This is a genomic window from Azospirillum griseum, assembly GCF_003966125.1.
Classification (GTDB): domain Bacteria; phylum Pseudomonadota; class Alphaproteobacteria; order Azospirillales; family Azospirillaceae; genus Azospirillum; species Azospirillum griseum.
Map to the genome: position 1 here is coordinate 70,831 of NZ_RXMA01000011.1, position 21,354 is coordinate 92,184.

19 protein-coding genes are annotated in these 21,354 nt (G+C 66.8%); 9 read left to right on the plus strand and 10 right to left on the minus strand.

What is annotated here, in order from left to right:
- Positions 1-127: 127 nt before the first annotated feature.
- Positions 128-463 carry an ArsR/SmtB family transcription factor gene (locus EJ903_RS13340; RefSeq protein WP_246015554.1) on the plus strand — a complete coding sequence of 112 codons (336 nt, stop codon included), beginning with the start codon at positions 128-130 and terminating at the stop codon, positions 461-463.
- On the plus strand, positions 460-1,008 hold the full coding sequence (locus tag EJ903_RS13345; RefSeq protein ID WP_126616053.1) for an SRPBCC family protein: 549 nt from the start codon (positions 460-462) through the stop codon (positions 1,006-1,008). The genes EJ903_RS13340 and EJ903_RS13345 overlap by 4 nt, the downstream gene beginning before the upstream one ends.
- A gap of 10 nt (positions 1,009-1,018) precedes the next feature.
- Here the strand turns inward: EJ903_RS13345 and EJ903_RS13350 are convergent, their stop codons facing one another.
- From EJ903_RS13350 to EJ903_RS13385, 8 genes are all read right to left on the minus strand, one after another.
- Positions 1,019-1,843, minus strand: a complete 825-nt coding sequence (locus EJ903_RS13350) for a ferritin-like domain-containing protein (RefSeq protein WP_126616291.1) — start codon at positions 1,841-1,843, stop codon at positions 1,019-1,021.
- A 180-nt stretch (positions 1,844-2,023) separates the two neighbouring features.
- Positions 2,024-2,443, minus strand: a complete 420-nt coding sequence (locus EJ903_RS13355; protein ID WP_126616056.1) for a F0F1 ATP synthase subunit epsilon — start codon at positions 2,441-2,443, stop codon at positions 2,024-2,026.
- A gap of 111 nt (positions 2,444-2,554) precedes the next feature.
- Positions 2,555-3,973 carry a F0F1 ATP synthase subunit beta gene (gene atpD, locus EJ903_RS13360; RefSeq protein WP_126616059.1) on the minus strand — a complete coding sequence of 473 codons (1,419 nt, stop codon included), beginning with the start codon at positions 3,971-3,973 and terminating at the stop codon, positions 2,555-2,557.
- A gap of 92 nt (positions 3,974-4,065) precedes the next feature.
- On the minus strand, positions 4,066-4,950 hold the full coding sequence (locus EJ903_RS13365) for a F0F1 ATP synthase subunit gamma (RefSeq protein WP_126616062.1): 885 nt from the start codon (positions 4,948-4,950) through the stop codon (positions 4,066-4,068).
- A gap of 84 nt (positions 4,951-5,034) precedes the next feature.
- A complete protein-coding gene (gene atpA / locus EJ903_RS13370) occupies positions 5,035-6,564 on the minus strand; it encodes a F0F1 ATP synthase subunit alpha (RefSeq protein WP_126616065.1) in 1,530 nt (509 codons plus the stop codon).
- Positions 6,564-7,133, minus strand: a complete 570-nt coding sequence (locus EJ903_RS13375; RefSeq protein WP_126616068.1) for a F0F1 ATP synthase subunit delta — start codon at positions 7,131-7,133, stop codon at positions 6,564-6,566. The genes atpA and EJ903_RS13375 overlap by 1 nt, the downstream gene beginning before the upstream one ends.
- Before the next feature lie 431 nt (positions 7,134-7,564).
- Positions 7,565-8,068 (minus strand): cache domain-containing protein, encoded by a 504-nt coding sequence (locus EJ903_RS13380; protein ID WP_126616071.1) that lies wholly within the window; start codon positions 8,066-8,068, stop codon positions 7,565-7,567.
- A gap of 166 nt (positions 8,069-8,234) precedes the next feature.
- Positions 8,235-10,481 (minus strand): primosomal protein N', encoded by a 2,247-nt coding sequence (locus tag EJ903_RS13385; protein ID WP_126616073.1) that lies wholly within the window; start codon positions 10,479-10,481, stop codon positions 8,235-8,237.
- Between the two features lie 103 nt (positions 10,482-10,584).
- Between EJ903_RS13385 and fsa the strand changes: the two genes are divergently transcribed.
- The 6 genes from fsa (at position 10,585) to EJ903_RS13415 (ending at position 16,790) form a co-directional block, all read left to right on the plus strand.
- Positions 10,585-11,241, plus strand: coding sequence for a fructose-6-phosphate aldolase (fsa, locus tag EJ903_RS13390; protein WP_126616076.1), 657 nt, complete (start codon positions 10,585-10,587; stop codon positions 11,239-11,241).
- A gap of 21 nt (positions 11,242-11,262) precedes the next feature.
- On the plus strand, positions 11,263-11,976 hold the full coding sequence (locus EJ903_RS13395) for a DUF484 family protein (RefSeq protein WP_126616079.1): 714 nt from the start codon (positions 11,263-11,265) through the stop codon (positions 11,974-11,976).
- Positions 11,973-12,923: a tyrosine recombinase XerC gene (locus EJ903_RS13400; protein WP_126616082.1), complete on the plus strand. Its 951-nt coding sequence runs from the start codon at positions 11,973-11,975 to the stop codon at positions 12,921-12,923. The genes EJ903_RS13395 and EJ903_RS13400 overlap by 4 nt, the downstream gene beginning before the upstream one ends.
- Positions 12,924-13,046: 123 nt before the next feature.
- Positions 13,047-14,012, plus strand: a complete 966-nt coding sequence (locus EJ903_RS13405) for a SphA family protein (protein ID WP_126616085.1) — start codon at positions 13,047-13,049, stop codon at positions 14,010-14,012.
- Positions 14,013-14,024: 12 nt separating this feature from the next.
- Complete coding sequence (locus EJ903_RS13410; RefSeq protein ID WP_126616088.1) at positions 14,025-15,242, plus strand: MFS transporter; 1,218 nt, start codon at positions 14,025-14,027, stop codon at positions 15,240-15,242.
- Between the two features lie 105 nt (positions 15,243-15,347).
- Positions 15,348-16,790, plus strand: coding sequence for an amidase (locus EJ903_RS13415; protein WP_126616091.1), 1,443 nt, complete (start codon positions 15,348-15,350; stop codon positions 16,788-16,790).
- A gap of 135 nt (positions 16,791-16,925) precedes the next feature.
- Here the strand turns inward: EJ903_RS13415 and EJ903_RS13420 are convergent, their stop codons facing one another.
- A complete protein-coding gene (locus EJ903_RS13420) occupies positions 16,926-17,912 on the minus strand; it encodes a helix-turn-helix domain-containing protein (RefSeq protein ID WP_246015540.1) in 987 nt (328 codons plus the stop codon).
- 384 nt (positions 17,913-18,296) lie between these two features.
- Between EJ903_RS13420 and EJ903_RS13425 the strand changes: the two genes are divergently transcribed.
- Positions 18,297-19,361 carry a type II asparaginase gene (locus tag EJ903_RS13425; protein WP_126616297.1) on the plus strand — a complete coding sequence of 355 codons (1,065 nt, stop codon included), beginning with the start codon at positions 18,297-18,299 and terminating at the stop codon, positions 19,359-19,361.
- A 378-nt stretch (positions 19,362-19,739) separates the two neighbouring features.
- On the opposite strand, the gene lpdA is transcribed toward EJ903_RS13425, so the two are convergent.
- Positions 19,740-21,140 carry a dihydrolipoyl dehydrogenase gene (gene lpdA, locus EJ903_RS13430; RefSeq protein ID WP_126616093.1) on the minus strand — a complete coding sequence of 467 codons (1,401 nt, stop codon included), beginning with the start codon at positions 21,138-21,140 and terminating at the stop codon, positions 19,740-19,742.
- Between the last annotated feature and the right edge of the window lie 214 nt (positions 21,141-21,354).

The window sequence follows — 21,354 nt, forward strand, 5'->3', positions numbered from 1 at the left end:
CGTTCGGCTGCGTCGTCACACCGGGCCACTTTGTGCGGCCACACATTCAACCAATTGGTTGACAGTCACCGCCGTCGGGTTCATAGTCAACCATATGGTTGAGCAAGATTCCCCCCAATTGGACAGCGTGTTTCACGCCCTCAGCGACAACACCCGACGGCGGATGCTGCGGGATTTGGCGGACGGGGAGCGCACGGTCGGGCAACTGGCCGAACCCTTCGCCATGTCGCTGGCGGCGGCGTCGAAGCACATCAAGGTTCTGGAAAGCGCCGGCTTGATCCGGCGCGAGGTGCGCGGACGCACCCATCTGTGCCGCCTGGACCCCGGACCTCTGTCCAACGCGCAACGCTGGCTGACCTTTTACGAGGCGTTCTGGACCGATCGCCTGTCGGTTCTCGACCGGTTGCTGCGCGAATCCCCGCTCCCCGCCCCCCCCACCACCGACAAGGATGCCGATCCATGACCGACACCGCGACGCTCGACGCCTCCGTCGAGTCCTTTGCCCGCTGGAGCGAGCCGCTGAGCCTGACCCTGCAACGGCTCTTGCCCGGTCCCATCGAACGCTGCTGGTCCTATCTGACCGACAGCGACCTGCGCCGCCAATGGCTGGCGGCGGGTGTCATGCCCGACCGCACCGGGGTTCCCTTTGATCTGGTGTGGCGCAACGACGAGTTGACCAACCCGCCGGGCCAACGGCCCGAGGGTTTTTCCGCCGAACACCGGATGGAAAGCCGCGTGCTGGCGCTGGAGCCGCCGCGCCGTCTGGTCATCGCCTGGGGAACCGCCAGCGAGGTCGAATTCACCCTGGAACCGAAAGGGGATCGGGTGCTGTTGACCCTGGAGCATCGGCGGGCGCCGGATGCCGCCATGCGGCTGAAGGTCAGCGCCGGGTGGCACATCCACCTCGATCTGCTGGCCGACCGGTTGGCGGGGGCCGACTCCCTGCCCTTCTGGGATCGCTGGGCCGGGCTGCACGCCGCCTATCAGGACCGTTTGACCAGCGGCTGAACGCCGCCGTTCAGGCCGCCATCCGCTCCAGCTTGCGGACACGGCGATCCACCAGCCACCACGCCCCGCGCGATGCGACCGCGCTCAAGGGCGAATGCGGCTTCAGCCCACAGGCCTTGAACACCATGGAGACCGCCCGGTCGATGTGCTTGGGCTGGTAACGGCCATAGGCGCGCCGCATGTAGGCGGCGTTGCACCGGGCGTGATTGTAAACCGCGTCCGGGGCTTCGTTCGCGGCGAAATAGGCGTAGGCGAGTTCGTCGTCTTCGGACTCGCCGATGCGCGACAAGGCCACCTTCAGGCGCTGGAAGGTGCTCAACCCCTCCAAGTCGCGGTATTTCTTGGAATAGTCGTAGAAAATCTTGTAATGGCGCAGCTCATCCGCCGCGATCCGGCGGCAGATCTCCCGCAACAGCGGCTCTTCGGTCGAATCGCCGATGGCGGTGTAATAGGAGCTGGTGCCGGTCTCGACGATGCAGCGGGCGATCATTTCGCCGGTGCGCGAGCCACGCACCGAGGCGTCCAGATCGATCGGCACGCGGTAGCCCGCGCGGAAGCGCGCCACCGCCCCATCGAAATCAAAGGACGGGTCGGCCAGCGTCGCCCAACGGCCCAGCGCCGCGCCGTGCTGCACCTCCTCGTCCGCCCAACCGCGCGCGACCGCCTGAAACTCAGGATCATCGCTGAAGACGTTGCAGAGGTAAGCGGTGTAGTCGTGGGCGTTGTACTCCACCAGGGCCGCCGCCTTGATGAGCGGAACCAGATCGGAGTCCACCGTGCTGGGATCAAACCCATCCCAGGGGAGATCCTCCAACCGCCAATGCCCGCGCGCCATGATCCGCTTCTCCTTCACCACCCGCCTGGGGATGGCCTGATCGAACATTTGGGACCGGAACCACGCACGGCCTGATCCATCCGACCGTTGAATGTAGTCACACTTTTCGGCGTTGCAACAGAAACGGGCGGTTCGGATGACCGAACCGCCCGTTCTTTTTCACACGCTCGTGACCGAGGGTCAGTGCGCGGCACCCGGGGTTGCCAGCGCGTCCAGCTTGGCTTGCGCCACCGCCAGCTTGGCTTCGACGGCCGCCTTGTCGGCGTCCGACGCGGCGTCGCTCAGATCCTCCGACAGGTCCTTGATCGCCTTTTCCACCGCCGCGCGATCGATGGCCGACAGCGCTTGCGCCTCTTCGGCCAGAACGGTGCAACGGGTCTCGGTCACTTCGGCGAAGCCGCCCGCGACGAAGACGCGATCAACAACCCGGTCGCCCTCATACACCTCGATGACGCCCGGACGAACCGTCGCGATCATCGGCGCATGGCCCGCCAGCACGCCGAAATCGCCTTCCGTCCCCGGCACCACGACCATGTCCACCGGAAGCGACTTCAGCAGCTTTTCCGGCGAGACCAGCTCGAATTCGACTTTGTCGGCCATGGGTTCCCTGGTGCCTCTTTGTAAGCGCCCACCCCATCCGAACGGCACAGGGTGGGCGAACCGTTTTCCAACCAGACCACGATCCGCCCCGCAAGCGGGGCGGGATCAGGATCAGGCCGCCAGCTTCTTCGCCTTGGCGATGGCTTCGTCGATGGTGCCGACCATGTAGAAGGCGGCTTCCGGCAGGTGATCGTAATCACCGTTCACGATGCCCTTGAAGCCCTTGATGGTCTCTTCCAGCGGGACGAGCACGCCGGGGGTGCCAGTGAACACTTCGGCGACGTGGAACGGCTGCGACAGGAAGCGCTGGATCTTACGGGCGCGGGCCACGACCAGCTTGTCTTCTTCCGACAGTTCGTCCATGCCCAGAATGGCGATGATGTCCTGGAGCGACTTGTAGGTCTGCAGGACCTTCTGCACCGAACGGGCGACCGTGTAGTGCTCGTCACCGACGACGCGCGGGTCGAGGATGCGGCTGGTCGAGTCGAGCGGATCGACGGCCGGGAAAATGGCCATTTCCGCGATCGAACGCGACAGCACGGTGGTGGCGTCCAAGTGGGCGAACGACGCGGCCGGGGCCGGGTCGGTCAGATCGTCGGCGGGCACGTAAATGGCCTGCACCGAGGTGATCGACCCCTTCTTGGTCGAGGTGATGCGCTCTTGCAGCGCGCCCATGTCCGTGCCCAGCGTCGGCTGATAGCCCACCGCCGACGGGATGCGGCCCAGCAGCGCCGACACTTCCGAACCGGCCTGCGTGAAGCGGAAGATGTTGTCCACGAAGAACAGCACGTCCTGACCTTCTTCGTCGCGGAAATATTCCGCCAGCGTCAGGCCGCTCAGCGCGACGCGGGCGCGGGCACCCGGCGGCTCGTTCATCTGACCGTACACCAGCGCCACCTTGGAGCCGGGGCCGTCGAGCTTGATGACGCCCGACTCGATCATTTCGTGATACAGGTCGTTGCCTTCGCGGGTGCGTTCGCCCACGCCCGCGAACACCGACACACCACCGTGCGCCTTCGCGACGTTGTTGATCAGCTCCATGATGGTCACGGTCTTGCCGACGCCCGCACCGCCGAACAGGCCGATCTTGCCGCCCTTGGCGTAGGGTGCCAGCAGGTCGATGACCTTAATGCCGGTGATCAGCACCTCGGCGTCGGTCGACTGGTCGACGAACTCGGGGGCCGCGCGGTGGATGGGGAAGCTGCGCTCGGCGGTGACGGGACCGCGCTCGTCGATCGGCTCGCCGATGACGTTGATGATGCGGCCCAGGGTGGCCGGGCCAACCGGCACGGCGATCGGCGCGCCGGTGTCGACGACCTCGGCCCCACGCACCAGACCGTCGGTGCTGTCCATGGCGATGGTGCGGACCGTGCTTTCGCCCAGATGCTGCGCCACTTCCAGGACGAGGGTCTTGCCGTCGTTCTGGGTGTGGAGCGCGTTCAGGATCGCCGGCAGGTCGCCGTCGAACTGCACGTCGACGACGGCGCCCGTAACCTGCGTGATCTTGCCGACAGAAGTGGTGGTGGCCATGGAGTAAAGCTCCCTAGGAACTCGGTAAGTGTCGGTGTGCCGTCGCCGGCGCAATTGATGTCGCTGAAGTCCGCCCTACGCGGGATGCCGCCTTAGAGAGCCTCGGCACCGGAGATGATTTCGATCAGCTCCTTGGTGATGTAGGCTTGGCGCGTCCGGTTGTAGGTGATCGTCAGCTTGTTGATCATGTCGCCCGCGTTGCGCGTCGCGTTGTCCATCGCGGTCATCCGCGCGCCCTGTTCGGACGCGGCGCTTTCCAGAAGCGCACGGTAGACCTGGATCGACAGGTTGCGCGGCAGCAGTTCGGCGAGGATCTGCTCTTCGTCCGGCTCGAACTCGTACACCGCCTTCACCTCGTCCGTCGGGGCGGCGTCCGTTTCCGGAACGGCGAAGGGGATGAGCTGCTGCACGGTGACGATCTGCGAGATCGCCGACTTGAACTTGTTGAAGATGATCGTGCAGACGTCGAACTCGCCCGCGTCGAACATCGACAGAACCTTCTGCGACACCATGTCGGCGTCGGCGAAGGACAGGCGGCGGCGGCCCACATCCTCATAGCCATGAACCATCAGCGCCCCGAATTCGCGGCGCAGCTGGTCGCGGGCCTTGCGGCCGACGGTCAGCAGCTTGACGGTCTTGCCTTCGCCCTGCAGGCGGGTGATCTGGCGCTTGGCCTCGCGGACGATGGAGCCGTTGAAGGCACCGCACAGACCACGATCCGAGCTGACGATGACGAGCAGGTGAACCGAATCGGAACCCGTTCCGGTCATCAGCTTCGGCCCGTTGCCGCTGCCCTGCACGTTGGCCGCCAGCGACGCGAGCATACGGCCCATGCGCTCGGCATAGGGGCCGCTGGCTTGCGCCTGTTCCTGCGCACGGCGCAGCTTGGAGGCCGCGACCATCTTCATGGCCGAGGTGATCTTCCGCGTCGATTGGACGCTCGAGATCCGGTTCTTTAGGTCCTTGAGGTTAGGCATGCCGGCCCTTCATTCCGCTCGAGGTCGTTCCGTGTCCGTCAGGGATGACGGCGAGGGGGCGGTTGCCCGCCCCCACACGGTCGGTCAGGCGAAGACCTTGGCGAAGCCGTCGAGGAACGCCTTCAGCTTCTCTTCGGTCGCCGACGTGATTTGCTTGTCGTTGCGGATCGCCGCCAGGATGTCCGCGCCCTTGGCGCGGATTTCGCTGAGGAACTTCGCTTCGAAGCGGTTCACATCCTCGACGCGGATGGCGTCGAGGTAGCCCTTCACGCCCGAGAAGATCGACACGACCTGCTCTTCGACCGGCAGCGGCTGGAACTGGCCCTGCTTCAGCAGCTCGGTCAGACGCGCGCCACGGGCCAGCAGACGCTGGGTCGCGGCGTCGAGGTCGGACGCGAACTGCGCGAAGGCGGCCATTTCACGGTACTGCGCGAGTTCCATCTTGATGGTGCCCGCAACCTGCTTCATCGCCTTGATCTGGGCGGCGGAGCCGACGCGGCTCACCGACAGACCGACGTTGATGGCGGGGCGGATGCCACGATAGAACAGGCCGGTTTCCAGGAAGATCTGACCGTCGGTGATCGAAATCACGTTGGTCGGGATGTAGGCCGACACGTCGCCCGCCTGGGTTTCGATGACCGGCAGAGCGGTCAGCGAGCCAGCGCCATGGGCGTCGCCCATCTTGGCGGCGCGCTCCAGCAGACGCGAGTGGATGTAGAACACGTCGCCGGGATAGGCTTCGCGGCCGGGCGGACGGCGGAGCAGCAGCGACATCTGACGGTAAGCGACGGCCTGCTTGGACAGGTCATCGTACACGATCAGGGCGTGCATACCGTTGTCGCGGAAGAACTCGCCCATCGTGCAGCCGGTGTAGGGCGCCAGGAACTGCAGCGGAGCCGGTTCCGAGGCCGTGGCGGCGACGACGATGGAGTATTCCAGCGCGCCGGCGTCTTCCAGGGTCTTGACGATCTGGGCGACGGTCGAACGCTTCTGACCAACGGCGACGTAGATGCAGTAGAGCTTCTTGCTCTCGTCATCGCCCTGGTTGATCGGCTTCTGGTTCAGGAAGGTGTCGATGGCGACGGCGGTCTTGCCGGTCTGACGGTCGCCGATGATCAGCTCGCGCTGACCGCGCCCAATCGGAACCAGGCTGTCCACGGCCTTCAGGCCGGTCTGCATCGGCTCGTGCACCGACTTGCGCGGGATGATGCCCGGGGCCTTCACTTCGACGCGCTTGCGCTCGACATCGACCAGCGGACCCTTGCCGTCGATCGGGTTGCCCAGGCCGTCGACCACGCGGCCCAGCAGACCCTTGCCGACGGGAACGTCGACGATGGTGCCGGTGCGCTTGACGGTGTCGCCTTCCTTGATGCCACGGTCGTCACCGAACACGACGACACCGACGTTGTCGGTTTCGAGGTTCAGCGCCATGCCCTGCAGGCCGCCGGGGAATTCCACCATTTCACCGGCGCGGACGTTGTCCAGGCCGTGAACGCGGGCGACGCCGTCGCCCACCGAGAGAACCTGACCGACTTCGGCGACATCCGCCTCGGTTCCGAAATTCGCGATCTGCTGCTTGAGGATCGCAGAGATTTCTGCGGCGCGGATATCCATCAGACTGATCCCCCTGAGGCCTTCATGGCGAGTTGCAATTTGTTCAGCTTCGTGCGCACCGAGGTATCGACCATGCGCGAGCCGAACTTAACGATCATGCCGCCGATCAATTCGGGATCGACGGAGGTGTTGACCAAGACATTGGCCCCGATGGACGCCTTGAGCGCGTCGATCACGGCCTGACGCTGCGCGTCGCTCAACGGCTGGGCCGAGGTGACGGAGGCCGTCACTTCGCCACGGCGCTGCGCCAGCATGGCCAGGAAGCCGTCGATCATGCCGCTGATCGCGAACAAACGCCGGTTCGTCGCGGCCAGCCCGACAAAGCGCTTGGTCAGATCGGACACGCCCGCGCTGTCCAGCACGGCGGCCATCGCCCGCGCCTGGTCGGCGCGGCTGATGACCGGGCTGCGGACGAGGCGACGCAGGTCAGCGCTCTCGGCCAGGATCTGCTTCAGCGTGGACAGATCGCTCGCGACCGTGTCCAACGCCTGATTTTCGTCCGCAAGCTCGAACAGCGCGGTGGAGTAGCGCGCAGCGAGTTCGGAAACGCCTGTTCCTTCGGATGCCACCTGATCCCTCGAATTGAGTTCGGTAGACGGTGAATTCAGCGGCCTTAAAGGGCGTCAACCCGAGGCACAAACACCCCAGCCGCGAAAGCGAGCGGTCCAATATCACAGCTTCCGCCACCACGCAACGGGGTCTGGACAATTTGGCTGCGGCGTTTTGAGCAACTGCGGAATCGCCGCTGCGACCGGGGGAAATCGGCGGTCACTGGTCATACCGGACGCCGCGTCCGGCGCGTCCGGATCGGGGTTTTGCGACGGATTCCGGTGACTTGCCGGGCATGACGCCATCGCCCCATCCCGAACCGCACCGCCGTCGGCCCGACGGTCCCACCGCACCGCAACACGGGCCGCTCGCCCCCACGCGGGTCGCCGCGCGCCCCGCACCCGCGAAAACGACCGCCCCGACCGCTCTTTTGACAGCGAGTCGCAGCGCCTCAGCGGTAGACGCCGACCGCCAGCGTGTGCTCCTGCCCGTTCAGCACCAGCCGCCGGGCGTGCAGCGTCTTGCGGGTGATCTGGCCCGACAGCGGGTCCAACCACTGATAGGTGACATCGGCGTGCCCCTGCCCCGCCACCGCGTCCAGCACCTCCCGCATGAAGGGCTTGCCGGTCACGTCGCGCAGGTCGGACAGGTCCGATCCGTTCAGGGACGGGGTCCAGCCATGAGCCAGCATCACCCCGTCGCGGTCCAGCACCATCGGGTACAGATCCCGGTCGATGAAGGGTCCGGCCCGGTTGGCGAAGGCCCCGACCGCCGCCGCCACGCCGTCCTGCCGCAAGAAGGCTTCGGCCCGGTCCATCATCGCCAGCGCTTCGGCGTCGGTGCCACGGGTGCGCGCGGGCGCGCCCGCCGCCAGCGCGATGATGAGCAGCAGCAGCAGAACGGGCAGAACCGTCAGCAGGGTGTGGCGATGGAATTGGCGAGACAGCCAGTGCATCAAACGATCCGAAGAAGAACGCGCGCCCACGCGGGGCGAGCCTCGTGTGCCAGCCTTGTGTGGTAGTACCATGTTGGATCGGTGCGCAACGGATCAATCGTCACAGGTGCCATGCTGGCGCGAAGCGGACAATTCGCCGCAGCCATACCGACCAATTGTTTCGCATTTATAGAAAACTGTAGGGATCCACGTCGATCTGCACCCGGATGGCGGGCGGAATCTCCACCCGCTCCAACCAGGCCGCGATCAAGGCCTGGACCTGCGTCGCACGCGGGGCCTTCAGCAGCAGGCGGCGGCGGTGCCGACCGCGCAGCAACGCCAGCGGGGCCGGGGCCGGTCCCAGCACATGCACCGTGTCGTCGCGCGGGGCCGCCCGCCCCAGCGCCAGCGCCACCCGGTCCACCAGCGTTGGATCCTCGCCCGACACGATCAGCGCGGCCAGACGGCCAAAGGGCGGCATCCCGGCGTCCTGCCGCATCTCCGCTTCCAACTGATAAAAGCCGTCGCGGTCGCCAGCCGCCAGCGCCTGCATCACCGGATGTTCGGGCATGAAGGTTTGCAGCATGACCGTTCCGGGCCGCTCGCCCCGCCCCGCCCGTCCGGCCACCTGATGCAGCAATTGATAGGTGCGCTCCGCCGCCCGCAGGTCGCCGCCGTTCAGCCCCAGATCGGCGTCCACCACCCCGACCAGGGTCAGCATGGGGAAATGATGGCCCTTGGCCATCACCTGGGTGCCGATGATCAGGTCCAGCTCATGGTCGCTGATCTTGCGCACCATCTCCTGAATGGCGCGCGGGCCGAACAGGGTGTCGGACGCCATGATGGCGGCGCGGGCGTCGGGGAACAGCTCCGCCACCTCCTCGGCGATGCGCTCCACACCAGGGCCACAGGCCGCCATGGTCCCTTCCTCCCCGCATTCCGGGCAGGCCGGGGGCAAGGGCTGTTGCAGGCCGCAATGATGGCATTGGAGCTTGCGGGCCAACCGGTGTTCAACCAGCCACGCCGTGCAGTTCGGGCATTGCATCCGGTGGCCGCAGGCCCGGCACAGGGTGAGCGGGGCGTAGCCGCGCCGGTTCAGGAACAGCATCGCCTGTTCCCCCGCCGCCAGCGTGTCGGCCAAAGCCTGGCGCAGGCTGGGGGCGAGCCAATGGCGGGCGGGCGGGCGGTCCCGCCGCAGATCGACCAGCGCCACCTCCGGCAACTGCGCCCCGCCGTGGCGGGAGGGCAGCGCGATCCGGGTGTAGCGCCCGCTGTCGGCGTTCACCTTGGTTTCCAGCGACGGGGTGGCCGACACCAGCACGATGGGCAGCCCACCCAGATGGGCGCGGGCGACCGCCATGTCGCGGGCGTGGTAGATCGCCCCCTCCTCCTGCTTGTAGGCGGAGTCATGCTCCTCATCGACGATGATGACGCCGAGATCGGGGTAAGGCAGGAACAGGGCGGAGCGCGCGCCGACCACCACCGGGACCTCGCCCTTGGCCACCGCCCGCCAGGTGTCGCGGCGCTGCGATCCGGTCAATTCCGAATGCCATTCGGCCGGGGCCGCGCCGAAACGGCGGGCGAAGCGGTCGAGCCATTGCGCCGACAGGGCGATTTCCGGCAGCAGGATCAAGGCCTGCTTGCCCTGCTCCAACGCGGCGGCGATGGCCTCGTAATAGACCTCCGTCTTGCCCGATCCGGTCACGCCGTCCAGCAGCACGGTGGTGTAGCCGCCCGCCCGCACCCGCTGGCGCAGATCGTCCGCCGCCGCCGCCTGATGGTCGGACAGGGTCGGGCCGGGCCGGGTCCAGTCGGGCCGCCCGCCCGGCGGCAACGGCGGCAACAGCAGCGGCTCGAGCAACCCGGCCTCGGCCAGCCCGCGCACCACGGTCACGCCGCAGCCCGCCTCCTCCGCCAGTTCGCCGGGCGTGCGCGGCGGGCCGTCCTCCAGCAGCGCCAGCACGCGGCGGCGGGCGTCGGTCATCTTGAAGCCGGGCGGGGCCAGCGCGTCGGGCCGCAGCAGATAGGCCAGCGTCTCGCGCGGCGGCTCCAGCGCCGCCGGAACGCTCATCGCCATGCGCAGCACGAAGCCGGGCAAGGTCATGGTGTAGGCCGCCACCCATTCGACGAAGCGCCGGGCCACGGCGGTCATCGGCGGCGCATCGAACCGGCGGATCACCGGCTTGAGCCGCCGCGCCTCCACCACCCCGGCCCCCGGCCCCCAGACCACGCCGATCACCCGGCGCGGCCCCAGCGGCACCTCGACAAAATCGCCGGGGTTGAGCGCCATCCCAGCGGGCACGCCATAGTCGTAGGCCTCGCGCAGCGGCAGCGGCAGCGGCAGCAGCACGGCGACGCGCGCGCCCATCCCCAGAAGATCGCCTTGCGGATCCCCGGAATCGGGCGGGCGGGAACTGGCGGAAGCCTCACGCATGGGCTAAAGTGACGCAACGTCCCAAGCGCGGCTCGGGATGGGCCATCGGCGCGCCGCCGGTGAGGCCGACCCGGTCATTTTCTGAAAGCATGGATCCTTCGTCATGAAGTTCTTCGTTGACACCGCCGACATCGCCGAAATCCGTGATCTGGCCGATTCCGGTCTGCTCGACGGTGTGACCACCAACCCCTCCCTGATCGCCAAGAGCGGCCGCCAGTTCCTCGATCTGGTCGCCGAAATCTGCGACGTGGTCAATGGCCCGGTCAGCGCCGAGGTGGCCTCGACCGATTTCGAGACCATGTTGCAGGAAGCGCAGAAGATCGCCAAGATCTCCCACCGCGTCGCGGTGAAGGTTCCGCTCACCCCCGCCGGCCTGAAGGTCTGCAAGATCATGTCGTCGCAGGGGACGATGGTCAATGTGACGCTGTGCTTCTCCCCGGCGCAAGCGATCCTGGCCGCCAAGGCCGGTGCCACCTTCGTCTCCCCCTTCGTCGGCCGCCTGGACGACATCGGGCAGGACGGCATGGGCCTGATCACCGAGATCTGCGAGATCTACAAGAACTACGACCATTTCAAGACCGAGGTGCTGGTCGCCTCCATCCGCAACCCGATCCACATCGTCAAGGCCGCCCGCCTGGGCGCGCATGTGGTCACGGCCCCGGCGTCGGTGCTCAAACAGCTCTTCAACCACCCGCTGACCGACAAGGGCCTGGCGCAGTTCGTCGCCGATTGGCAGAAGACCGGTCAATCCATCCTCTGATCCGGTGACGGGACGACGCCCATGGGCCGGGAAACGGGACACACCCAACGACCGACGCACGCCGTCTCTTGCGACGACGTCCGCGCCTATCTGCGGGGACACCCGGATTTCCTGGTCCAGAACGCCGATCTGGTTCCCCACCTGACCCCGCCCTCGATCGATCGCGGGCGGGGTGTGGTGGATTTGCAAATGTTCATGGTGGACCGGCTGCGCGGCGACCTGCGGCGGTTGAAGGACCAGAACCGCGAGTTGCTCGGGTCCAGCCGGGCCAACCTGAACAGCCAGAACCGCATCCACGCCGCCGTCCTCTATCTGCTCGACGCCCAGAGCTTCGAACAGTTGATCCACACCATCACCAACGATCTGGCGGTTCTGCTGGATCTGGACGTCGCCTGTCTGGTGGTGGAATCCAACGGCAGCGACATTCCGCACGTCCAGACCTCCGGCGTGCGGGTGGTGGCGGCGGGGACGGTGGCCGATCTCCTGGGGCACGCCGACGTCGCCCTGAACGCCGACATCGTTGGCGATCCGCTGCTCTATGGCCACGCCGCCGCGCTGGTGCGGTCCGAAGCGCTGGTCCGCATCCAGGTGTCAAGCGAAACCCCCGACGGGCTGCTCGCCTTTGGCAGCCGCGATCCCCACACCTTTCAGCAGGGGCAAGGCACCGATCTGGTCGGTTTCCTGGCCCGCGTGATCGAACGCGTCATCCGGGGCTGGCTGGACCTGCCCGCATGACCCAACCGGTTCTCGGTTTTTCCGCCCAGCCCGACGTTCAGGACGCGCTGGACCATTGGCTGCGCTGGATGGAGAGCGAACGCACGCTGTCGCCCCACACCCGCGCGGCCTACCGCGCCGATCTGGCGGAATTCCTGGTCTTTCTCACCGGCTATCGCGGCGGGCAGCCACCCGGCCTGAACGACCTGTCGGAGCTGAAGGCCGGGGATTTCCGCGCCTGGCTGTCGCGCCTGTCGATGGATGGCCTGATCGGGGCAAGCCGGGCGCGCAAGCTGGCCTCGCTGCGCAACCTGTTCCGCTGGCTCGACCGCAGCGGGCGGCTGCACAACCCGGCCATCGCCAGCCTTGCCACGCCGAAGGTCAAGCGCCCCCTGCCCCGCCCGCTGACGGTGATCGACACCGACCGCTTTCTCAGTGAAAGCGAGCAGGAGCGCGAGGAGCCTTGGGTCGGCCAGCGCGACCGCGCGCTCTACACCCTGCTCTATGGCTGCGGCCTGCGCATTTCCGAAGCGCTGGGTCTGGCGCGCAAGGACGCCCCGCTGTCCGACACCCTGCGCGTCACCGGCAAGGGCCGCAAGGAGCGGATGATCCCGGTGTTGCCCGCCGTCAGCGACGCGGTGCGCGCCTATCTCGCCGTTTGCCCCTTCACCCTGCCGCCGGACGGGCCGCTGTTCGTCGGCGTGCGTGGGGGCCGCTTGCAGGCCAGCGTCGCCCAATTGCAGATGCGCAAATTGCGCGCCCTGTTGAATCTGCCCGACAGCGCCACCCCGCACGCCCTGCGCCACAGCTTCGCCACCCATCTTCTGGCCGATGGCGGCGATCTGCGCGCGATCCAGGATTTGCTCGGCCACGCCTCGCTCTCCACCACCGCGCGCTACACCGATCTGGAAAACGAACAGTTGATGAGCGTCTACCGCTCCGCCCATCCACGGGCGCGCAAGGGGTAGCCCCCGGCACCCCGCGTTTTACGCTGGATCGACCCCGATTGATTCGTGCCGAAACCGGATAACGGTCAATCATTCCCCCTGCCTACGCTTGCCCCACAAAGCAATCAAAGAACAGGGGGCGTCATGAGCATCCAACTTTCCATCAAAACCCGTCGGCGCAAGACCCGTCTGGCCGCTACCGCCATCACAACCGCACTGGTCATCGGCGCGGCGGTCGGCGGGTGGGCGTCCGGTGCGGCGGCGACGGAAAACGGCGCGCCGACCACACCGTTCGGCGTGTTTGATTTTGGGGCCGGCATGTTGCCGCCGCCCACGCCCTATGGCGCGGTGGGGCTGCGCACCAATTTCTATTCCGCCACCTCGGTCAAGGACGGGTGGGGCAACACCGCCAATTCCGATTTCAACCTGCATGTGCTGTCCGTCGGCGCGGCCTACATCAAAATGACCGACGTGGAGGTTCTGGGGGCCAAATACGGCTTCGGCGGCGTCGTGCCGTTTCTGGACATGGGCGGTCATTTGACCATCCGGACCCCGGTCGGCCCGCTCAATCTGCAAAGCCAGGTGTTCAAGCTGGGCGACATCCAGGTCTATCCGGTGATGCTGCAATGGCAGGCCAAGAACCTGTTCATCAACGCCGCCGCCCAAATTCAGGCCCCGACCGGCAGCTACAACGTGAACCGGCTGTTCAACCCCGGTGCCAACCATTGGGCCTTCGCCCCGGTGGTCGGCGTCACCTATCTGACCGAAGGCGGGTTCGAGCTGTCCTCGAATGTCGAGTTGAACATCAACACCGTCAACCCGAAGACCAAGTACCGCAGCGGCATCGAGTTCAAGCACGAGTTCGCCGTCGGCCAGCATGTCGGCCCGGTCACGGCGGGGCTGGGCGGATACTGGTACCAGCAGATCACCGACGACACCGGACCGGGTTCGGGCACCGGCAACCGGGCGCGGGTCTTCGCCGTCGGGCCTGCCCTCAGCTATTTCGAACCGGGCATGCCGCTGGTCACGGTCCACAGCTACAAGGAGTTCGGGGCGCGGAACCGGTCCCAGGGCATCGCCACCGCGCTCCGCGTCGCCTACTCGTTCTAAGGGAGGGTGGACATGACCAACACGGCCTCTCCCCCCGCCCCCCGGCAAGCCACCGGCAAACAGGGGGCCGTCATTCTGCTGGGCGGCAGCCTGACCATCGTCGGGTCGGTGATGATCGCCCCGGTCCTGCCCAAGATCGGGGCCGAATTCGGGCCGACCACCGCGCACGCCGACGCGCTGGTTCCGCTGGTCGCCGCCGGTCCGGCCCTGACCATCGCGCTGTTCGCCCCGATCGCCGGTTGGATGGCCGACCGGTTCGGGCGCAAGGCGATGCTGATGCTGGCGACGCTGCTGTACGCGCTGCTGGGGGCCGCCCCCAGCCAGCTGAACGAGTTGTCGCACATTCTGGCCACGCGCCTGCTGTTCGGCTGCGCCGAAGCCATGGTGATGACCTGCTGCACGACCCTGATCGGCGATTACTGGCAGGGGGCGGACCGTTCCCGTTACGTCGGCCGCCAGGTGGTGACGATCGCGGTGATCGGCTCGATCTTCTTCGTGCTTGGCGGGGCGGTTGGTGAAACCTCGTGGCGCGCGCCGTTCCTGCTCTATCTGCTGCCCTTGCTGCTGCTGCCGGTGATGGCGGCGACGCTGTGGGAGCCGACGCGCGCCGAACGGCGAAACGGGCCACGGACAACGCTGGACCGGGCGGCCTGGGGGCGGGTGGCCACCGCCTACACCCTGATTTTCCTCGGGATGCTCGCCAGCTTCATCGTGCCGGTTCAGTCACCGGTCGTCATCGCCGGTCTGGGCGTCACCTCCAGCACCCTGATCGGCCTGTGCGCCGGTCTGGGTCTGCTGGCGACGCTGGCGGGGGCGATGGCCTGGCCCCTGGTCCGCCGCCGCATCGGCACCGCGTTCGTCAACGCCCTGCTGCTGGGGTTGTTGGCGGTGGGGCTGTGGCTGATGGCGCGCGCCGACAGCTACAACGCCGTGCTGGTGGCGGTCGCCATCCATGGTTTCGGCGGCGGCATGCTGGTGCCGAACGCGCTGGCCCCACTGCTGGAAAACCTGCCGGAATCGGCGCGGGCGCGCGGTGTGGGCGGCTTCACCTCCTGCCTGTATCTGGGCCAGTTCGTCAGCCCGATCGTGATCGCCATCATCGCCGCGACCACGCACAGCATCCCCTCGGCAATCGCTGTGTTCAGCGTCGCCACCCTTGCCTTGGCCGGAACGTGGTTGCTGGTCGGCGCACGCCGCGCCCGACCGGCTCACGGCGCGGATCCGGCGTAACCCCCCCTCCGCACCCACCGTGTGAGCGTTTGCACCCACTTGCCGCAGGGGCCGGTTGGACCCTCCCCCCTGCGGCCTTTTTCCGATGCATCAGGAGACGGAATCATGGATCACAGCACCGTTGCCACGGAATGGCGGGACGGCCTTGGTCTGGCGGCGCTGATCCGCCAGGGGACCATCACGCCAGCGGAAGCGCTGGAGGACATCCTCGGGCGGATCGAGCGGGTGAATCCGGCGCTCAACGCCATGGTTGAGGACCTGCGCGACTCCGCACGGAGCACCGTGCGCGATGGCGCAAATGGCGACGGCCCCTTCCACGGCGTTCCGACCGTCATCAAGGACCTGTTCATGCCGGTGCGCGGCGTGCGCATGACCAACGGGTCGCTGACCTGTGCGCGCGGCGTCGGCCCGGTGGACGGCGAGGTGGTCGCCCGTCTGCGCCGCGCGGGCGTGGTCATCGCCGGAACCACGACCTCGCCGGAGTTCGGCACCTCCTACGCCACCGAGTCCCGGCTGCTCGGAGCCACCCGCAACCCCTGGTCGCCCAGCCACACGCCGGGCGGATCGAGTGGCGGGGCGGCGGCCCTGGTGGCGGCGCGGGCGGTCCCCTTCGCCCATGGCAACGACGGCGGCGGATCGCTGCGGGTTCCCGCCTCCTGCTGCGGCGTGTTCGGTCTGAAGCCGACGCGCGGGCGCGTGTCCAACGGGCCGCTGATCGGCGAGGGCTGGGCCGGAATGGGCATCAACCACGCGATCACCCTGTCGGTGCGCGACAGCGCCGCCCTGCTGGACGCCACCGCCGGGATGGCCCCCGGCGATCCCTATGACGCTCCACCCCAGACGGAACCGTTCTTGGCGGCGGTCAACCGCCCGCCGACGGCGCTGCGGATCGGGCTGGTGCGCAACCTCGCCCCCTGGCCAACCGATCCGGCCTGTCTCGCCGCCGTCGATCACACCGCCGCGCTGTGCGAAAGCCTGGGTCATCACGTCGAAGAAACGACGCTGCCGGTCAACGCGCTGGAGTTCTACGACACCGTGTTCACCATCATCGGTGCCCAGACCCGCAGCCTGTTGACGTTCCTGGGGCAGGTCAGCGGCCATCCGGTGAACGAAGAGGATCTGGAGCCGCGCACCCGCGTTCTGCTCCGCGCGCGCGGCGAGGTGAGCGGCGCGCGCTACGCGGCGGCGGTGGATTGGATCCACGCGCTTGGCCGCCGCATGGCGAATGTCTTCAGCGGTTGCGACCTGATCCTGACCCCGACCCTGGCCAAGCCGCCGGTCCTGGTCGGCGCGCTGGACATGCACGACGACCAGACCCTGGACGACCTCATCCACCAGTTCCACAGCGTCTCGCCCTTCACCGCGCTGTTCAACGCCAGCGGCCAACCGGCAATGTCGGTGCCGCTGTTCTGGAGCGACGCGGGCCTGCCGATCGGCAGCCATTTCGCCGCGCCCTTCGGGGCGGAATCGCGGCTGTTCTCGCTGGCCGGGCAATTGGAAGCGGCCCAGCCCTGGGCCGGGCGCGTGCCGCCCATCAACGCGCTGTAAGCGGGACGGTGGCAAGACAGGCGCGCTGACAGTCCCGCTGCCCTCCTTCCCCCCCCGGCACGCACGGCGCAGCCCTTCCCCGCGAAGGGGCTGCGCCGTGGCGTTTCCGGTGTTCCCTTTTGGTTGTCCTGCGTCTCACGCCCGCGCGCGGCGCAGCGTTTCGGACGGCAGTTCTCCGAACAGATCGCGGTAGTCACCGGCAAAACGGCTCAGATGCCAGAAGCCCCAATGGGCGGCGACGTCACCGACCGACACCGGGCTGGTCTGCCCAGGATTTTGCAAGGCCCGCCGGACGCCGTTCAGCCGCATCACCCGCAGGAACTGGGCCGGGCTGCACCCCAGCGTCTGATGGAAACAGTTCTGAAGCTTGCGGCGGCTGACACCGAGATGGCGGCAGACGTCGTCGATGGTGGGTTGGCGGTCCATGTTGTCCATCACATAGGCGCGGGCCTTGTCGACAACGCGCTTGTGCGGTGGACAGGCGCGCAGATCATCGCCCTCACCGGTGGACAGGGCTTCCAGCAGCAGGTCGGCCACCAGGCTTTCCAGCGCAACCCGGCTGGCGTGATGCTCCAGCGTCTGCGCCAATTCGGGCAGGTTGCCGAAAATATCCTCAAAGCTTTGAAACAGGCGCTGGTTGGTCGATGGCAATCCATGCAGCCGGTTGGGGGTGGTTCGGATCCGGCGGGCGGCGAGCGCGCAGCCGGACGCGTCGGCCATGTCGCTCAACCATCCGCGATCCACCGCGACACAGACCAGATCAAGCTGTTCGGGCGTGCGCAACTCCGGCAAATTGCCCGCGTTGGCCAGCAGGCCGGAGGGAAAGGACAGCGTCCGCCCGGCCAGACGCCCGTCCCCGCTGGCCCCCATCGGCAAACTGAACACCAGGGAGCCGGGCCAGGCAGTCCCTTGCTTGCTCAAGGACCGATTGGTCTGGTCGCGCAGGATCTGCATCCGGTCGAGCTGGACGGCGGCGAGCGCCCCGTTGAAGCGTCCGGGCGACCATTGGGCAAAGGTCAGATCCCAGCCCTTGGCAAGGCTCGCGTGCTGGCTGGCGTCCACCGAGCGGGCGGTGAAGACCCGCGCGCGATGGCCTGTCCTGTCCTGTGCGCCTGTGTCCAACAAAGGGCAACCTCCGCCGGGCAGAAGATGGTGAGGAGAGGGACGGAACGCCGACCCGTCCCCTTGCACCAATGACACCGCAAACGCCATGCCAGAGGATCGGGCGCACCCGGCGTGGCGTTCGTCGCCGATGGCTTGACCCAAGCATTTTAGCGCGACAACTGATTGTTATGCAATTGGACTGTTTTGTCATGATCCCGTTTCATCGGACGGGCCGCGTCGGCGTTTTTCGCAGGGCTGCCTTACACCCGGCGCTCGCCCCATTGACGCACCATTCACCGGCGCGCCCATCGCCATTCACCCGGAAAACGGACTGTTCCCCTCGCCAACAATAACGAGCGGCGCACCAACCGCGCCGCAGGGCATGGAGATCACCACGTGTCGATGACCACATTCGCCAGCGCGCTCGCCGTCTGCACCGCGCTTCTGACCAGCGCCGCCGCCTTTGCCCAAGACAAGCTGCCCAACGTCACCATCCTCGCCACCGGCGGGACCATCGCCGGGACGGGGGCGACCAGCACGACCACCGTCGGCTACACCGCCGCCAAGGTCGGCGTGGAACGCCTGATCGAAGCGGTGCCGGAACTGAAGAAGGTCGCCAACGTCAAGGGCGAGCAGGTCTTCCAGATCGCCAGCGAAAACATGACCAACGAGCATTGGCTGACGCTGGCCAAGCGCGTGAACACGCTGCTGGCCCAGCCGGACGTCGATGGCATCGTCATCACCCACGGCACCGACACCATCGAAGAGACCGCCTATTTCCTGAACCTGACGGTCAAGAGCACCAAGCCGGTGGTGATCGTCGGCGCGATGCGCCCGTCGACCGCCATCAGCGCCGACGGCCCGATCAACCTCTACAACGCCGTCACCCTGGCGGGCAGCAAGGACGCCGTCGGCAAGGGCGTGCTGGTGTCGTTGAACGACCAGATCAACGCCGGTCGCGACGTGACCAAGGCCAACACCTCGACCGCCGACACCTTCCGCACGCCGGAACTCGGCTTCCTCGGCTACATGCAGGACAACAAGCCGCATTTCTACCGGCAGGTCATCCGCAAGCACACCGCCGAGACGGAGTTCGACATCAGCAAGCTCGACAGCCTGCCGCAGGTTGACATCGTCTATGGCTACGCCAACAACAACCGCATCGCGCTCGACGCCTTCGTGAAGGCCGGGGCCAAGGGCATCATCCACGCCGGTGTCGGCGACGGCAGCCTGTCCAACGCGATGAAGCCCGGTCTGGTCGAGGCCCGCAAGGCCGGTGTCCTGATCGTCCGCTCGTCCCGCGTCGGCAACGGCATCGTCGCCCGCAACGGCGAAGCCAACGACGACGAGCTGGATTTCGTGGTCAGCGACACCCTAAACCCGCAAAAGGCCCGCATCCTCCTGATGCTCGCCCTGACCAAGACCACCGACAGCAAGGCGATCCAGAAACTGTTCTACACCTATTGATCGGTTTGCTGACGGATCGGTTGATCCTTGAATAATACCGGGCGGGCGCGGTGGGAAACCACTCACCCGCCCGGTGCCGTTTTGGAATGTCTGGGTGGGGATTTGACACCGATGAACACAGATGGACACAGATTTTTAAGATGAACTGGAATGCTGTATTTATCTTGAAATATTCAAATTTGGTCGCAGTGTAGTGTTTTAATTTTAAAAATTGTCGCAATGATACCACTCGAATCGCAACCGAGATTCGACATTCATCCTATTTATCTGTGTCCATCTGTGTTCATCGGTGTCAAAAAACAAAACGCCCGCCCTCCCCGCCATATCGGCACGGAAGAGCGGGCGTTGTTCACCTCAGCCCTCTGACCGGATGCCCGATCAGATGTGCAGCGGGCGACCGTCCACCGCCAGCGCCGCTTCCTTCACCGCTTCCGACAGGGTCGGGTGGGCGTGGCAGGTGCGGGCGATGTCTTCGGACGACGCGCTGAACTCCATGGCCAGCACCAACTCGCCGATCATCTCCGACACATTCGGCCCCAGCAGATGGACGCCCAGCACCGTGTCGGTGGTGGCGTCGGCCAGGATCTTCACGAAACCGTCGGTATTGCCACCGGCGCGCGCGCGGCCGTTGGCGGTGAAGGGGAACTTGCCGGTGCGGTAGGCGATGCCCGCCGCCTTCAGCTCCTCTTCCGTCTTGCCGACGGCGGCGACTTCCGGCCAGGTGTAGACGACGCCGGGGACGAGGTCGTGGTTGACGTGGCTCTTCTGCCCGGCCAACTGCTCGGCCAGCGCGACGCCTTCCTCTTCGGCCTTGTGGGCCAGCATCGGGCCTTCCACCACGTCGCCGATGGCGTAGATGCCCGGCACGTTGGTTTCAAAATGCTTGCCGATCTTCACGCGGCCTCGGTTGTCCAGCTCGACGCCGACCGTGTCCAGGCCCAGGCCCTGGGTGAAGGCGCGGCGGCCGATGGCGACCAGCACGACGTCGGCCTCGATGGTTTCCGCCGCACCGCCCGCCGCCGGTTCGACCGTCAGCGCGACACCGGCGTCGCCGACCGTGGCCCCCGTGACCTTGGCCCCGAGCTTGAAGGTCATGCCCTGCTTGGCGAAGATGCGTTGCGACTGCTTGGAGATCTCGCCGTCCATCGTCGGCAGGATGCGGTCGAGATACTCGATCACCGTGACCTGAGCGCCCAGACGGCCCCAGACCGACCCCAGCTCCAGCCCGATCACGCCGCCGCCGATGACGACCAGACGCTTGGGCACCTCCGGCAGCTCCAGCGCGCCGGTGGAGGAAACGATCTTTTTCTCGTCGATGGTGATGCCGGGCAGCGGGGTGACTTCCGACCCGGTGGCGATGACGATGGCCTTGGACGCGGTGACGGTGCCGACACCCTCGACCTCGACCGTCGTGCCGGAGGTGATGGTCCCGGCCCCCTTCAGCCACGTCACCTTGTTCTTTTTGAACAGGAACTCGATGCCGCCGGTGTTGTCCTTAACCACCTTGTCCTTGTGCGCCAGCATGCCGGGCAGGTCGAGTTCGACGCCGCCGACCTTGATGCCGAACTTGGCCAGCCCGTGGGCCGCTTCCTCGAACTTCTCCGACGCCGCCAGCAGCGCCTTGGAGGGGATGCAGCCGACGTTCAGGCAGGTGCCGCCCAGCGCGGGCCGCTTTTCCACGCAGGCGACCTTGAACCCAAGTTGGGCCGCGCGGATCGCGCAGACATACCCGCCGGGACCGCCGCCGACGACGACGACATCAAAAGTGCTTTCAGCCATGAGAGGCTTCCTTCCGCCAGTCTTGCTCGTTGCCAAAAGCCGTCCCATCCAGCGGGGAGGGCCGCGCGGCGATATATGCCCGCACCGCACGCGACTGGCAACGGGACACTTCGTCCCGGCACCGTCCCGCCCGCCGCATGGCCCCCGACCTTCGGCCTAGGCGGAAGGCGTGATGCTTGCGCCACTTGCGGTTTCCACAACCGGAGTTATTGTA

What these genes read in the sequence shown, in the direction of transcription:
- EJ903_RS13385 (WP_126616073.1), bottom strand. Translation starts at nt 10,481, where the DNA reads ATGCGTGAGGCTTCCGCCAGTTCCCGCCCGCCCGATTCCGGGGATCCG.
- atpA (WP_126616065.1), bottom strand. Translation starts at nt 6,564, where the DNA reads ATGGATATCCGCGCCGCAGAAATCTCTGCGATCCTCAAGCAGCAGATC.
- EJ903_RS13345 (WP_126616053.1), top strand. Translation starts at nt 460, where the DNA reads ATGACCGACACCGCGACGCTCGACGCCTCCGTCGAGTCCTTTGCCCGC.
- atpD (WP_126616059.1), bottom strand. Translation starts at nt 3,973, where the DNA reads ATGGCCACCACCACTTCTGTCGGCAAGATCACGCAGGTTACGGGCGCC.
- EJ903_RS13425 (WP_126616297.1), top strand. Translation starts at nt 18,297, where the DNA reads ATGACCACATTCGCCAGCGCGCTCGCCGTCTGCACCGCGCTTCTGACC.
- EJ903_RS13355 (WP_126616056.1), bottom strand. Translation starts at nt 2,443, where the DNA reads ATGGCCGACAAAGTCGAATTCGAGCTGGTCTCGCCGGAAAAGCTGCTG.
- EJ903_RS13365 (WP_126616062.1), bottom strand. Translation starts at nt 4,950, where the DNA reads ATGCCTAACCTCAAGGACCTAAAGAACCGGATCTCGAGCGTCCAATCG.
- EJ903_RS13350 (WP_126616291.1), bottom strand. Translation starts at nt 1,843, where the DNA reads ATGGCGCGCGGGCATTGGCGGTTGGAGGATCTCCCCTGGGATGGGTTT.
- EJ903_RS13395 (WP_126616079.1), top strand. Translation starts at nt 11,263, where the DNA reads ATGGGCCGGGAAACGGGACACACCCAACGACCGACGCACGCCGTCTCT.
- lpdA (WP_126616093.1), bottom strand. Translation starts at nt 21,140, where the DNA reads ATGGCTGAAAGCACTTTTGATGTCGTCGTCGTCGGCGGCGGTCCCGGC.
- EJ903_RS13410 (WP_126616088.1), top strand. Translation starts at nt 14,025, where the DNA reads ATGACCAACACGGCCTCTCCCCCCGCCCCCCGGCAAGCCACCGGCAAA.
- fsa (WP_126616076.1), top strand. Translation starts at nt 10,585, where the DNA reads ATGAAGTTCTTCGTTGACACCGCCGACATCGCCGAAATCCGTGATCTG.
- EJ903_RS13415 (WP_126616091.1), top strand. Translation starts at nt 15,348, where the DNA reads ATGGATCACAGCACCGTTGCCACGGAATGGCGGGACGGCCTTGGTCTG.
- EJ903_RS13400 (WP_126616082.1), top strand. Translation starts at nt 11,973, where the DNA reads ATGACCCAACCGGTTCTCGGTTTTTCCGCCCAGCCCGACGTTCAGGAC.
- EJ903_RS13405 (WP_126616085.1), top strand. Translation starts at nt 13,047, where the DNA reads ATGAGCATCCAACTTTCCATCAAAACCCGTCGGCGCAAGACCCGTCTG.
- EJ903_RS13380 (WP_126616071.1), bottom strand. Translation starts at nt 8,068, where the DNA reads ATGCACTGGCTGTCTCGCCAATTCCATCGCCACACCCTGCTGACGGTT.